This is a genomic window from Streptomyces sp. NPDC050988 (assembly GCF_044456225.1).
Classification (GTDB): Bacteria; Actinomycetota; Actinomycetes; order Streptomycetales; family Streptomycetaceae; genus Streptomyces.
Window position 1 is genome coordinate 93,739 of sequence record NZ_JBITFQ010000010.1, and the last position, 15,122, is coordinate 108,860.

Sequence of the window (15,122 nt, forward strand, 5' to 3'; positions counted from 1 at the left end):
TCACCGGCTCGGGGAAGCCGGTGCAGCCTGTCGTCCGTGCTCGTCCGGTCGCGGCTGACGGATGGGTCCGGAAGGCGCGGCCGGAGAAGGTGACGGGGCCTGTTGGCGTTCGCGAGCTGCGGCCTGGAAGCGGTCGCGGACGCGGCGCGCGCGGACGGTGTCGGCGCGTTCCTGGACGAAGGCTTCGCCGTAGCGCTCCACGATCTGGACGACCTTGTCGCTGGTGGCGCCTTGGAGATCGTCGCGGGTGAAGAGTCCGGCTGGTGCGGACTTGGCATCGAATCCGAAGCGCAGGACGTTCCCGTGCTCCGGGTGTCCGGTGACTGCCACGTACAGGTTGAGGGCGATCATCTTGCTCTGGAGGGTGGGCACGCTGGGCGCGGCCGGGTTGTCCATGAGCTTCAGGAGGTCCTCGCGCAGCCGGTCGGGGGTGAGCGGTCCGGGATCCGCCGGGAGCTGCTGGGGTTGGGGGCGTCGGGCCAGGACGCCGCGCAGGACCTGTTCTCCGGTGGCGCCTTCGAGTTCCGCAGCGGTGAACTGGGCGGCGGCGCGGGGCGAGGTGGGATCGAAGCCGAATCGGACGACCCGTCCGTGCCGGGGGCTGTGGGCGATCTGTACGTAGAGCGGGGCGTCGTCGAGGACGGCGTGTTCGGTGGGTGTGGTGGGGGTGTCTGGGGTGTTGAGCAGGCGCAGCAGGCTCAGGCGCAGTTCCTCCCCCTCGGGCAGGCGGGTCGGGAGGGCCGTCACATTCTGCGGTTCTGCCTCCTCCTGAGGTTCGGGGTCCGGCTCCATGTCCGGCTCGGCGTCTGCTTCGTTCGCGGAGTCCAGCTCGTTGTCGGCTTCGAGGTCCGGGTCGTCCTCCGGCACGGGGTCCGGGTCGTAGTCCAGGTCGGTGTTGGCTTCGAGCTCGGCTGCCAGCTGCAGAGTCGCTTCGAGCTCTGCTTCGATGTCCAGATCCGGGGAGGAGTCTGCCTCCAGCTCTGCTTTGAGTTCTGCTTTCAGCTCCGCGGAGAGTTGAAGTTCGTTGGCAAAGTGGATCGGGAACCGGATACCCAGGTCCTCAACGAATCCGGCATCCGCCTCCTGCCTCGGTGTGGTGACCGGTCGGGCCAAGGACGGGGATTGTGGTTGGGCTTCCTGGTGTGCGAGGGGCGCGCGCAGGGAGAGCCGGTAGACGTGCTCGGGCAGTTCCCAGAATGTGGCCCCCAGTTCGATCGAGGCTGGCTCGATGTCCGCGCCGTTGACGATCGTGGCGTCCAGCAGGTAGGTGCGCTCGCCGCCGCCGTGGGGGTGCTGGTGGGTCACGCGTGCGCGGCCGCGGATCCGGGTGGTGTCGGGTGCAGGGATTCCGGCGACACCGGTCGGTGCGATCGGGGTGCCGTCGGGATCGAGGGCGAACTCGATGACGTCGTCGTCGAGGACGAAGTCCGCGTCCAGACGAAGGCCGATGGACTCGCCGTCGGCTGCTACGACGATGTCGTCGCCTAGGTGCTGGACGGGCAGGTTGCGGGGCAGGTGCCAGGTGCTGTCGTCGTCCAGGGTGATCGCGACGGTGCCGAACTCGGTGTCGGTGCGCTGGATGACCTCCCAGGCCTTGTCCTCGTCGTCGATCCGCAGCCAGACCCAGTCGCCGGGGGTGAGGGTGTCCGCCCAGCGCATGGTGTCGGTGCTCTGGTCGGGGCGCTGGGGCTGGTCCTCGAAGAGTCGCCACATGGCGTCGCTGGGGGAGTTGGCGTTCTCGTTCGCGCGGTCGTGGTGGGCGCGCTCCTCCAGGACCGTGTGGTTGAGGTGGACGAGGTCCGCGGGGCTCAGGTGGGTGCCGAGCCGTGGGTCGCTCCAGTCGATCAGCTCCCCGCCGGTGGTCCGCAGTTCGGTGAGTCGGCCGGCGAAGGTGTGTGCTTCCTCCAGGGAGGGCAGGCCCTCCAGCGGCTGGGGGGTGACGGCGAGGTCGCGGTCGGCGTCGGGGGTGAGATAGAGGTCGGGCAGGAGTCCGTCGAAGGGCAGGCCGCTGCCGGCGGGGAGCACTTCGAAGGTTGCGCCGGTCCGGCGGATGGCGAACTGGCCGTCGTCGGCGAGGTCCACCAGTTCGCGGTCCTGAGCGAGCTCGCGTACTTCGGTGCGGCGTTGCGGGCTCAGTCCGGGGATCTTGTCGTTTACCAGGTGGGTGCGGACCTGGCCGAGGGAGGCGAAGCGCCGCTGTACCGGGGCCGTCTCCCCCGCCGGTGTCGCGGTCGTGAGGGGTGTGGCCACCAGGACGTGGCTGGTGGAGCGGATGTTCTGTATCTGGTTGCCGGTGGCCGCGTCCAGGACTCGGACCCAGCCGATGCTCGCACCCTTGGTGTCGGCGGATTCCTCGATCCGGACCAGGACCGGCATCTCAAGGGGTTCGAGGTTCGAGCGCAGTTGGGTCGCCTGGGGGTTGTTGACTTCGCCCTTCCACCAGAAGGTGCCGTCCGCTGCGGCCACCTCGCCGAGGACCTTCTTGACGTTGGTGATCACGAAGTTGCCCGGTGCAGGCATGGAGGGGTCGGTCTGCTGGGGGGCGGGTGGGGGCGTGGCCTGGACAGCGGGCGCGGTCAGGCGGCGGCCGGTGCTCTGGTAGTACTCCTTGGCGTAGCGCCGGTCCCGCTCGTCCAGGCCCTGGGTGACCAGGGCGTGCAGGATCGCCTGTGTGATGTTGTGGCCGTGCTCGTCCTTCCAGTGGATGGCCTTGATGGGCAGGGCCCGGCGGGTGGGGTCGGGCATGTCCCAGGGGAAGGGACGGCCCTGGGCATCGCGGATGCTTTCCAACGCGTCCGCGATCCGGTTGGCGCGCGCCCGGGTCTTGATCTGGTTGCCCCAGGGGCCAAATACCTCGGTGAGCCGGTCCGGAGTCCTCACTTCGTAGCGCTCGGGGGCGACGGTGATGATCGCAAGGCGGCCTCCGGAACTCAGGTGGGTTCCGGCCTCGCCCTTTCCGTGCTTGCGGCAGAAATTGACGATGAACTCTTGGCTGCGCTGGTCCGGGTCCGCCTTGTGGTGGACGACGCTGCTCAGATGGGCCTTGAGCAGCATGTTGTCGCTGGCCGTGGGATCGGCCTTCTTGTCCTCGGGGGTGAGGGCGAAGCGCGGGGCCGGGATGGCAGCGGGCTCGGTGGTAGGCCTGTGGAGGGGCTGGTCCTCGGGGACGCCGGCCAGGAAGCGGCTGAGCGCGACGGCGGCGCCTTGGGGGCTGGCGTAGGCCTTGCCTTCGGCCAGGGCCAGTTGGCCGTCGGGGACGAAGTGGTAGCCCTCGGCGCTCGCCACGATGGTGCCCAGGCGGGTGCCGTTGCGCAGGACGCCCTGTACGCCACCGGGGTCGGCCGTCTGCAGGGTGAGGGGGTCCAGGTCCTGGCGGAAGCCGTCGATGCCGCCGAGTTGTTCGGCGTCGGTCCTGCGCAGGGGGCGCTGTTCCTGCTCGGCGCGCAGGGCGTCGCGCAGTTCGACGGCGCGGACACTGGCGCCGGTGTCGCCCTGTGCCGCGTACGCGTTGAGCCACTGGTCCAGGGCCGTGGCCCGGCTCTCGAGCTCGGCGGATGCCATGCTCTGCGGCGGGCTGGAGAACAGCGGGGGCTTGGGAGCGGGCTCGCGCACCACGACGGGTGGCGCCGCGTTCGGGCGGAGTGCTCGCTCGGGTCGGTCCTGCAGGGTGACGAGCTGGGTGGCGTCCCGCCATGCCAGAACTTCTTCGAGACCGTGGAAATGGCCGCGCTCGTCCTTGAAATTGTGGGGCCCGACCTCGGTGACCTGGGCCCACTCCCCGCTCTTGCGCAGCAGCACTTCGACGCGGGTGCCGTCCGCGCGCGGCTCGAGTTCGGCCACGGTCCACCGGTCGGCCCGCTTGTGGTACGGCGCGAAGTCCTTGCGAAGGGCGCTGAGCTGCGTGGCGGACACCTCGCGCGAGGTGTCCGGCTCCGGGGCAGGCGCCGGGCTGGTCGTCTCCGGCTCCTGGGGGGAGCTGATACCCGGCAGCGCGACAACCTGGCCGCGGGTGAAGTCCACCGTGCGGCCGTCCGGCGTGACGCCGATGAAGTAGTTGCCGTCGGCCAGCTCCACGCGGACGGTGCTGTACAGCTGCTGTGTACCCGGCTGGCCGGTGGCCGCGTGTCCGGGGTGGTGCGGGTCGAGGACGCGGACCTGCTGGCCCACTTCGAGGGCAGGAGAGGTGCTCGGGTCGGCGGGAATCCAGCCCTCGGGGGCGGGCTGGGTGAGGTTGCGGCGGTCGTGGGCGGCCTGCTCGCCTTCCACCGTGCCGCCCTCGACCGGCGTTTCGAGCCGTCCGTGGAAGGTGGCCTCGGCGCCCAGGGTGCCGGAGAGGTACACCGGCTGGTGGAGTTGGACCTGGTCGGCGCCGACGGGGTTCCAGGCGGCGTAGACCCGCATGCCGCCGGCTTCGCCGTCGACCTGGACCTTCACCAGCTGGTCGGTGCCGCGGGTGTCCTTGGCGATGACCGTGCCCAGGACCGGCACGAGGGCGGGGCCCGGCTCGTGCCGCTGTGACTCGGTCGTGCCCAGGGCGGGGGTTGCCGGGCCGGGGGCGGGGACGCGCAGGTCGGGCGCGAGGGTGAGGCTGCCGCGCATGCGCTCGGCCTCGTCCTTGGCGGTGAAGACGGCCTCGAAGGGTTCCTGGCCCTGGTGTCGGATCCAGACGACGTCTCCGCTGGCGCGGTCCACGACGGCCCAGCGCCGGCCGGCGTCCGTGGCCCGGGCGACGACCTTGAACGCCGGGGTCTGGGTGGCCGGCGCCTGCCCGGGGGGCGCTGCGGGTTCGGCACCGTCCGGCGTGTCACCGGTTGCGGTGGCGGGGGTCTTCTCCTCGGCGGGAGCAGCGTCCTGGCCGACCGCCGGGCCGGTGGGCGGTTCCTGCTGCCCGGCAATGAGCGGGGCTGCGGCGAAGAAGGGCGTTCCGGTGCGGATACGGTCGATGTTCTTGCCGGTGAAGGCGTTCTCGACGTCGACGACGCCGTTGGGCCCGAACTTGAGCCGGACGAGGACCGGTTGCGCCATCGCCTTCTTGCGTTGGGACGCCTTGCCGCCCCACCACAGCGTGCCATCCGGTGCGGTCAGGTCATGGGTCTCGGGCGGCTTGAGCGCCTTGAACGTCTCGCGGTCAGGGGCCGTCTGCGGCGCGCCGTCTGCGGTGGAGGGTGCCGCCTGACTCTGCTGCTCGGTCGCGTCCTGTGTGTCCACGGCGGCTTCCTCCCGTATGCCGTCGGCGGCGGACGGCGTGTTCTGCGCCTGCGATGCCTCGCCACCGGCGCTGGGCGCGGCGGCGGGGCTGGGCGTGGCCTGCGCGTCCGGTGAGGCTGCGCCGCTCGGCCCGGATGCGCCGGGCGGCACGAACTGGCCGCTGTTCAGGGCTTCCTCGAGTTCTTCGTCGCTGGCCACGGGCAGGCGCGGCTGGTCCTGCCCGTCACGGCGGACGATCTGGCCGACGACGACCGCCTGGGGGCGCCCGTCGTCGGTGCGGACGAGTAGTGCTGTGCCGTCGATCTCCGCGATTTCCCCGTCGAGGAGGCTCTCGCCGTCCTCGCTCCAGAAGGTGACCTGGTTGCCGGGCTGGAAGTCGCTGACTTGCCACTCGCGCAGGTAGATGCCGTCCGGCTCCTGCATCGGGTCGTCGTCGCGGGTGACGTCGAAGATCCAGCCGAGCGAGCCGGCGTCCAGGATGTCGGTAGCGCGGGTGACCGCGACGTAGGCCAGGCGCAGTTGCTCGTCGTCGGGGATCGTGTCCCAGTCGATGCCGCCGCCGGCGGATTCCTTGGGGCCCTTGAAGTCCCCGGCGATCCGGACGCGCTGCGACTCCATGCCCTTGGCCTTGTGCGCAGTGGACACCAGGAGGTCATGCGGCGCGGCCTGGTCGACGACCTGCCCGCCGTTGTCGCTGGCGGGGGCGATGTAGTGGTCGGCGATGTACTGCTCGACACGCTCGCGCAGCGCGTGGCGTTCGGCATCGGGCGCGGTTGCGCGCCGCTTGATAGACGGGTAGACCCACCGCTTGCTCTCTGGTTCCCACTCAAAGCCGACACCCCGGCTCTTGAGCCACTCCTTCGTGGCCCGGAAGTTGCCGTCTCCGAAGGCGAATTTGACCCACAGGTGCTCGCCGTCGTCCTCGACGATCGGGCGCGGCATCCGCACGGACTCCAGCAGCGCGTCGAGTTCCTCGCTGTGCCGCTCCATCAGCTTGAACATGCTGTCGAGCTGCTTGAGCTCGGGCTCGCTTTCGGCCGTCTCCAGGATCTCGTCCCAGGCCATGCCGTTGAAGCGGGCCAGTTCCTGATGATTGGTGCGCTCCCCTTCGCGCAGTGCTTCGGCGGCTTCCAGGAACTTGCGCAGGTCGGCCAATCCCCCGGACACCGCGACCTTGCGGCCCGCGCGCAAGCCTTCGACCGCGCCGAGCACCACGCCCGCGTTGGTGCGGGCGATGAGCATCGTCTCGTCACCCGGGGTGATTTCATCGATGCGGGAGGTCTTGCGGTCCCAGCCCGCCAGGCGCATCCGGGTGCCGCCCAGGCGCAGGAAGCGGTTGCCGATGTCGGCGACGGCATCGCCGAACCGGAAGGTCTGGGTGAGCGTGCAGGTCGCGTCCGCGGGCAGCCGCCCCAGGGCGTCGGTCGCTCCGCGGAATCCGTAGATGGCCTGGTTGGAGTCGCCCACAGCCACGACCTGGATGCCGGCTTCGCGGACGTTGGCGACGATCGCCTCCATGACGGGGTTGACGTCCTGCGCCTCGTCCCAGAACAGCACATCCGTGTCGGGGACCCGTCCGGACAGTGCCCACATCTTGACGGTGTGGTCGAAGGACAGCGGAAGATCGCGGTCCTTGTTGCTCGCCTTCGGGTCGATGAGGTTGTCCCACATCTCCTGGGCGAGGGGCCGGATCGCGGCGAAGATCGCCTCCCGGTTGTACGAGAGGCCGTCCGGCAGGTGGTGCACGGCGAACTCGTCGTCGGCGGACTTCACCCACTCGGACAGCAGCCGGTTGGCCAAGTACGCGGCCCGCTGCGGGGTCAGCGACTCGCCTCCGGCCTGGATCCGTGAGCGCCACCGCATCCGGTCAGCGAGCTGCTGCTCGTTGAGCTTCGGCCAGTTCAGCCGGGTCAGCAAGGCCTCGTCGACCATGCTGTTGGCGTAGGCGTTCGCGGTGGTCGGGGTCAGGTTCTCGCTGTACTCGCCACGCTGCTGCGCCTCGATCGCCTCATCGGCGACCGAGCGGTTGAAGGCGAGGTAGAGGATGGTCTTGCCGGGCATGCGCCGCGACAGCATCTTCAAGGTGGTGGACTTGCCGGTGCCGGCCAGGGCCATCACCCGCAGGTCCAGGCCGCGCCGGGCCGCGGCTTCGATGATGATGTCCTGTTCGGCGGTGGGCGGGAATGCCTCCCCCGCGGCGGCCGCCGCGACGATCTCCGCCCACCGGGCATCGGTGTATCCGCCGGGCTTCGCGGGCGGCAGGTCGTCCACGCTGGTGACGGCGCCTTGGGCCTCGTTGGGGTTGAGCCGGTAGCCGTCGGCCCGCTCACGCAGGATCCGCCCACGGGACGGCTCGATCAGGTTGCCCTCGGCGTCGTACTCCGGCTGCGGCACCCAGTCTTCTGCCTCCTGGCGCAGCAGGGCCCAGCGGCGCCGCTCGGCGCGCAGCCGGTAGGCCAGCGACAGCGGATCGGTGGCGTCCCCCAGTGCCTCGATGGTCTCGTCGAGGTCATCGACCTCCATCGCCTGGATCGCCAGGCCGTACGCGGCCTGGCCCTGGGGCTGCTGGCCGAAGGGCCGGCTCACTGGGGCGGTGCGTTCGTCCTGCGCTGCCGGTGCCGCCTCTTCCGCGGCCCCGGCGTCGACCTCGCGTGCTGGTGCGGCGGGTGCGGGGACGGCCGTCTGTGCCCTGTCGGCGGCTTCGGCCTCCTGCTTGGCCTCAAGGCTCTCGTAGACGGGTATCTCGCTGCCGCGTGCCGACAGCAGCGCCTGCAGCGTGTTGATCTTCTCGGTGCGGGTTTCGTACGTCAGGTTCTTCGGCAATGCGTGCCAGTGCATGCCGTGCTGGCGGTGCGCCCCGTCCACATTGCGCTGGTTGAATCCGCGCGGGCCGCCGGCGACTTCGAGGGCGAAGAGGAGCTCGCGGTCGGAGGCACCCCATACGTTGGTGTGGTCGGGGTGGTGCTCGATCCACACGTTGCGCCACGTCTGGTTGTTGGGCACGTCGTTGAGTTGGGCGTGCACTTCCACCAGGTGACGGACGGAATCGTCAATGGTGTTCTGGCCTTTGATGGGGCTTTCGTCGCCGTACAGGGTCTTGTGCTTGCCCTGGTTGTAGGTGCGGTTCTCGACGGAGCCGATCTTGCGGTTGCCCGGCCCGAACACCACGGTGCCGGGGTAGGCGCTGAGCCGGTGGTAGTCGGGGAAGCCGGGCACCGGGGTGGCGCCCTCGGGCAGTTCCCCTTCAGGAGCGGCAGGCGTCAGGTCGAGCCCGAGTGCGCGGGCACGAGCCTCGCGCTCCTCGCCGGTGGCGAGCCACTCGTCGTAGGACTGGACAACCTGGGCGACTGCGCCGGACACGGTCTCGTAGGGGTGCCTCGTCGTGTGGTTCTCGATGGTGGTGGCGGCGTATCCGCCGTCGGGACGGGTGACGACGGAGCCGATGTCCTCGCCGTCCAGCAGGACCCGGGCTCGCAGGAACTGTCCGTCGGCCGCGAATTCTCCGACGGTGACGCGCGCCAGCAGGGCGCGGGCCACCTCCTTGCCGCCGAGCCGCATGGCGTCGTAGAGCGAGACCGGGCTGTCGTCCGGGCGGTCCTGGGCCGGGGCGTCCGGGGTAGCGGACTCGTCCGGCTGCGTCTCCTCCTCTCCGGTGGTGCCGGATGCCCCTTGGCCTGCTTCTGCGCCCTCGCGCGCGGACTGGTTGTCGTCGCGCGGGGGGGTGGTATCGGAGTTGTCGAGGTCCAGTTGGCCTTCCGGCAGGGCCTCGCTGTCCGGTGTGGCCGGTGCCGGGGCGCTGTCGAAGTCCTCGCGGCTCATCTGCGTCCAGGGCCGGCCGACCGGCGCCTGCTCCGCGGGCTGCGGGTCGGCGGAGTGGGTGGCTTCAGAAGGCTTCGGCGCGTGCTCGGGCTCCGGTGCCGGGGCGGTGCTGGTTCCCTGCAGTTGCTGGGCTGTGGTCTCGACGTCCTCGAAGGCCTCGGCCCAGTGCTGGGCCACCTCGTGGGCTGCCTGTGCCCGCTGGGCGACCTCGGGCCATCCCGTCTGCTCGGCATCGGCCGCCAGGCGGGCGGCAGCGTCCCGGGCAGTGGCGATCTGCTCGCGCAGGCGAGCAATCGGGGTGGGACGCTGGCGCAGTGCCTCCTCAGCCTTGCGGACGGCTTCCTGGGCTTCGGCCAGTTCGAGGCTGCTGCCGGGCAGCTGGAGGCCGTCCCCACCCTGGGTGTACTTGAGCGCCTGGAGAAGAGCGGGGCGTGCTGCGCGGGCGACGACGGTTTCGGGGCGCACCGCCCACGATCCGACCGCTTCCCGCAGCGGGCCCGCGAGGGCGTGGACGCGGCTGAACTCACGGCGGACGGTCTGTCCGTCGCGGGTTCCCTCTACCGTGAGGGAGCCGTCGGCGCCGCGGTGTGTGGCGGTCAGGGTGAGCGGCTGGGACCACTTCTCGGGCGACAGGTCCTTCTCGGCGGTCTCGGGCAGGCGGATGACGGTGCCGGGCTCCACCTGGCTCCAGTGGCTGCGCCGCCAGCCGGCCGGTGCCTTGGTGCTCAGGCGGTCCTCGCGGCGGATCGCGTCGCCCTGTGCGGCGCCCTTGCGGTCCAGGGGGAACAGGGGGTTGCCGTCCAGGTCGATGAAGAAGAACTTCAACGCGCTCTTCATGGACGGCAGGTTCTCGATGGACTCCGTCTTGACGACGGCGCCGAGCGGCTCGCCCCATTCGTTGTCCAGCAGCTTCCCGCCATGCTCTTTGAGCGCCTTGGAGTTGGTGAGGACCGCCTGCAGGCGGGCCCGCCGCTTCTCCGTGGCCGCGAGGTTGCCCGAGACCCGCTCCCGCTCGGTCGCGATCTGGGCACGGCGTGCTTCGATGTAGGGAGCGTGCGCGGCATCGGCCAACGGCAGTTCCAGCCGGGCCTGTTCGGCGTCGAGGACCTCGGGGGCCTCGCCGCGCAAGTTGATGGTTCCGGGGCGGGCGGTGGTGATGTCCCCGACCGGGTCGGCGGCGGTGAGCAGGTCCTGGCCGCGGCGGCGGGCCAGGACGTCGCCGTAGACGGCGGTCTCCAGCTCCACGCTGAGTTGCCCGGGCTGGACATCGGTGACGGTGTGCCACCAGCTGTGTGAGCCCTTCAGGAGGACCTGGTCCCCGGCCTGGAACTCGATCGGGCTCCAGTCCCTGCGCTCTTCCACGGTGAGGGCGTCGAGTTCGCCGCGCCGCCCGTTGTCGAGCTCGGGCAGGGTGGTGTCGGCAGGTGCGCCGTCACGGCTGTAGTGGACGGCGATGGAGCGGCCGTGCTTGAGCATGCGCCGGACGAACAGGCCCGTCTTGTAGGCCCGTGTGTCCGGGCGGGTCTTCTTGCGCTGGACCCAGGCGCCGGCGCTGGGCATCGGGATGAAGTCTGCAGCTTCCAGGGCTGCCAGGGCGTCCTTGTCGCTTTCGGCGATGCCGAAGACGTAGGTGCGGGTCTCCTCTCCGTGGTCCCGCTCGTGGTGGATCCACACCGCTTCGGCGGGCCTGGGGCCGGTGACGAGAGCGGCCTCCTGCAGGGCCTGGTGCCGTTCGGCGAGTTTCTTCGCGCTGGTGGACGGGGTGCGCTCGCCGGGCATGTAGTCGGTGCCGACCGCGATCGTCCACTTGACCGCGCCGTCACTGCCGTTGGGGCCGTGCCCGTGGCCGATCTGCTCGGTCCCGTATCCCACGGTGATGTGCTCGACATTGTCGCGGGCGCCCTCGCGCGGCGGCTCCAGGCGCCACCAGTAGCCGGGCATGCCGGTGATTTCCTGCGCGTCGAACGGGATGCCCAGGCTTTCGTCCGCTTGCCCGGCGGACACGGTGGCAGGCACCCCGGTTGCGGGTGCGACCTGATCCGTAGCCTGCGCAGCGGCCTGTTCGGTAGGCTCGGGGGCTTCTTGTTCGGCCGGGGTGGGGACGGCTTCGTAGCGGCGCATGGCGTTGAGGGCGTCGGCCACGGTCGGGTGTACTTGTCCACCGCGCTTTCCGGTGCGCCCGTCGGGCCACCAGGCCCACGAGCGCTCCTTGTCGGCGGCGTACCGGCCCTTGCGCAGCCCCCATTCCAGTCCGAACTTCCAGTGTCCGACGATGGTGCGGGCTTCCAGGACGACTTTGAACCGGTCGGTGCTGTAGCTGCCGGGGATGGTTTCGCGCGTCATGCTCCACCCGCGGGCCCGGGCGGTCCTCCACAGCTCGTCGACAGTGGCGGGCACTGGGTAGTCGGGCTCCCAGACCCCGCCCTCCGCTACCGGTATGTCGTCGCCGGGTGCGGGGGTGGTGGTCATCGAGGCCTCCGGGGCCGGGGCCGCCGTCTCGGGCGTCGGCGTAGCAGCAGGTGCGGGTTCGGGTGCGGGGGTGGTGCGGCTGTCGGCGAAGGTGCGCAGGCGTCCGGGCATCTCGTGGACGTGTCCGGACAGCACCCGCACGAGTCCGTACAGGTCGCTGGAGTGCTGCTGCTCGTTCTCGAGCTGGGTGCGCAGCGCGGCCACGGCGGGGACCAGGCGCTCGATGGCGTCGGCCTTGGTGCGGATCTGGCTGTCGTCGAGCTGGATCCGGTCGTGTGCCTGGACATGGTCCAGGGCGTCCAGGACGCGGGTGAGGGCGCTCTGTTGGGTGTAGGTGAGCGGCCAGATGTGGCGGGCGGCGGTGCGCAGCGCGGCGGGGACGGGTTCGAGGTCGGCGAAGGCCCAGGCCACGAGCATCGCGTCGGGGTAGGTGGGGTGGCCGGGCAGCGGCTGGTCGGTCTCCTGGGCCCAGACCCGCAGGGCGTTGAGGACCGCGTGGTGGAAGTTGGCCGGCCCGTACGGCCGCGGGGGCAGGATGGTGAGCGGCTCGTTGGTCTGGCCGGGCAGGTGCTGTCCCATCACGGTGTGCCAGCCCGATCCCTCCTTGACGAGGGTGGCCACGATGGTGTCGTCGGGCGTGCGCAGGGTGTAGGCGGGACCGCTCCAGATCGCTTCCTGGACAACGGTGTAGCCGTCCGTTCCAGGGACGCGGTAAGCGAGCCGGTCGGGGTGGCCGGGGTGGGTGGTCTGCTCGTAGGTCTGCTCGTAGGTCTGGCTGCCGAAGGCCTCGTACTCGTCGAGCGGCTCCATGGGGTGGGTTGCCAGGGGGCGTTGGCGAGGGTCGGGGTAGCCCAGGCGTGGCATGAGGAACGGGTCCTGGTACCAGGGTTCCAACGCGGCGGGGAACACCTGCCGCCACGCTTCGCTCCATGCGGTGGCGGCCGTCTTGTCGGCGTGCAGGCGGGCTTGGTCGGCGAGCGTGGCGAACGCGGTGTCCAGCTCTGCTGGGAGGATGTCACGGAGGTCGGGGTTCTGGGTGGCGCGGGCCAGCAGCAGAATCGGGCGGACGACCTCGGACGGCATGCTGGGGCTCAAGGCCCGCACCGCTGCCATCGCTTCGCGCAGTGGGGAGGTTCGCGGGTCGGCGGCCGGCCACTGCGGATGAGCGGTCAGTGCCCAGGCCGCGGTGATCACATCCGTGGTGGCGCGGGTGAATTCCTCCAGGCTGGTGTACGGGCCGTCCTGGGGGGAGCCGGACTCCAGCTCGAACAGCGAGTCCGCTTCCGGGTGCGCGGCGGGGGCCAGGTAGCGGTTCCAGGACGCGGCAAGGGCTTCGGAGGTGGGGGCGTCGGCGGCTTGCAGGGCGTCCCAGACCCTCGCTTCGGCGTTGTTCAGCCGGGTCCGGTCGGCGCTGCCGTCCTCGGTGGCGGCGAGGGCGGCGACGTACTCGTCGTCGGCGTGGAGGAGTTCGCGGCGCGTCTGGTCGCTGAGCCCCATCTGGATCCAGGCGGGCAGTTCCTCCCAGCGCATCACCATGTGGATCGGGGGGTGGGTGCGGTTGCCTTGGGTGGTGATCAGGATGCCGTCGGGGGCGGGGTCGAGCCGTCCCAGGGCGCGCAGGTCCTCGGGGAGGTTGGGTCCGCCGAGCCAGGTGCCGTAGCCGGAGACGACCAGTGCGTCGCGCCAGGCGCGCCACTGGGCGGGATCGTCCATCCGCCGCGCGAAGGCCGCGAGTCCTGATCCTCGCTCGGTGGGGTCGAGCGCACCGAAGCTGCCGATCATGGTGCGGATGACGGCGTGCTGCTGGGCGAGGGTGATGCCGGGCACGGCCCAGTCGGCGACCTCAAGACGAGGTGCGGCAGGGGTCTCGGGCTCCGGGCCCGTGGGCGCGGAGGCGGGGGCCGGTGCCGGCGGTGGCTGCGCACCGGTGGGGCGCGGCGCGCCGGTGAACAGGGTCTCCCAGGCGTTGGAGGTGGCGGTGGCCCGCCACGCGGCGGTGAAGGAGTCGGCTGCCTGCACCAGATCGGCCAGGGCCTGGTCGGCGTCGTCGGGCACCGTTGTGGCCGACCAGGTGCTCTTCACGGCGGTGACGGCCGCGTGGACGGCTTCGACGGCCGCGTGGAAGTCGCCGGGGTCGCGCAGGGAGACCCGCTTGAAGGTTTCCAGGGCCTCGCGCAGCGCCGTCTCGGGACCTGTCTGGCCGGCCCGCTGCTTGAAGTGACCGGTGCGTGCCACGGCCCGGATGGCCTGGTTGAGGGCGCGGCGCGGCTCGCTGATCTCCTTGAAGTGGGTGAAGGCCGTGGCCGGCACGGGCTGTTCGCCCTCGGGGCGCTCGGCGGGCTGCTCCGGTTCGTCGTTGCCGCCGGGCGCGGCAGGCGGCGGATTGTCGTGTCCCGCGCCGCCGCCCGCGGCCGGGGGGAGGGCACTTTGCTGGTCGTCCGTCGCGTCGGGGACCGCGTCGCGTGCGGCGCTCGCCGTGTCGGACGCCGCGGGGTCCGGCGTTGGCTTGGCGGCCTGCTGGTCGTTGTCGCTGCTGCGGCCCGCGCCGGGCGCTGCGGCAACGCTGCGGGCGGCTTCGCCCGTCGGGACGGCGCCGGACTGCGCCGGGGCGGCCGGCGTTGCCTGCGGCTGCATCGCAGGGACGGGGGCCGCGGCGGGCTGGTGCCCGCGGCCTGCCGGCGTTGGCAGCCGCACGAGGTTCGGCCCCCGCTCGACCAGCCCGGTCAGGGGCACGAGCACCGAACTGAACGGGCCGCTCATGCTGTGCGCGAGCGTGTAGTTGCGTCCCTTGCCATGCCAGCTGCGGAAGACACTCAGCCCGTGGCCGGCGGTGAAGGTGCCTGGTGCGGTGACACGGCCGTGGACGTTGGTGGTGCGCTGCGAGGTGGGGCCCTCGAAGCCGTCCGCCCAGATCTCGTCACCGGGCTGCAGTTCCCAGGGGTAGACAAGGTCCCAGCCGTGGCGGCCTCGCCCCCGAGCAACCAGGTCGCCGGGCGGGTAGAGGTCGGCGGCCTCGGTGATGTCGTCCGCCAGCTGCCGCGCATGCTGTCGTGTCTGGGCGTAGGAACCGGAACCGGTCCCCAGCCGCTTGTCGAAGTCGCGGAGCAGGTCTGCGATCAGGTGCAGGTCCTGGGAGGGATCGCCGCTGTAGCTGGCGCCCTGGGCCAGTCGGGTGAGGGCGCCCTGAGCAAGGCGCCAGGGGGCGATGGGCCGCACCTTCTTGAACAGGCGGCGATCGGCGTCGCCGTCGGGCGCCGGGCAGTCGGGCAGCCGGTTGAGGAACGAAGTGGCTCGTTCCTGCAGGAGATGAGGCATGCGGGCGTGGCACCGCAGGTGGTGCCGGGGCGCCGGTCCATGGAGCCAGGACGCGGGTCCGCTGCGTCCCTGGTGGTCGCTCCAGGTGGCGTCGTCCAGGCTGATGACCCTGTGCAGGTCGATGGGCTGGCCGTGCTCGTCGGTGCGTTCGCGCAGGTTCGGGGCCGCGGTGACGGTGCCCCGCACGGTCACCCACTCCCCCTCGGCGGGCGCCGTCGCGCCCCGCAGGCGGCTGTCGGCGACGTCGGTTGCCGTGACCTGGTGGCGGAAGCTGATCCGGTCGCCGGGGGTGAGGTCGCGCGTGGTGGCGA

At 71.2% G+C, this 15,122-nt stretch carries 1 protein-coding gene (running past one end of the window); it reads right to left on the reverse strand.

Annotated elements, in window-relative coordinates; all coding sequences use genetic code 11:
* A protein-coding gene (locus ACIBEI_RS22755; RefSeq protein WP_398891575.1) for a UvrD-helicase domain-containing protein crosses the window boundary here: on the reverse strand, positions 1 to 15,122 show its 3' portion. Its footprint extends 15,733 nt past the window's final position; only the last 15,122 of its 30,855 coding nucleotides appear in the window; its start codon lies beyond the right edge, outside the window — the gene reads right to left on this strand; the stop codon is at positions 1 to 3.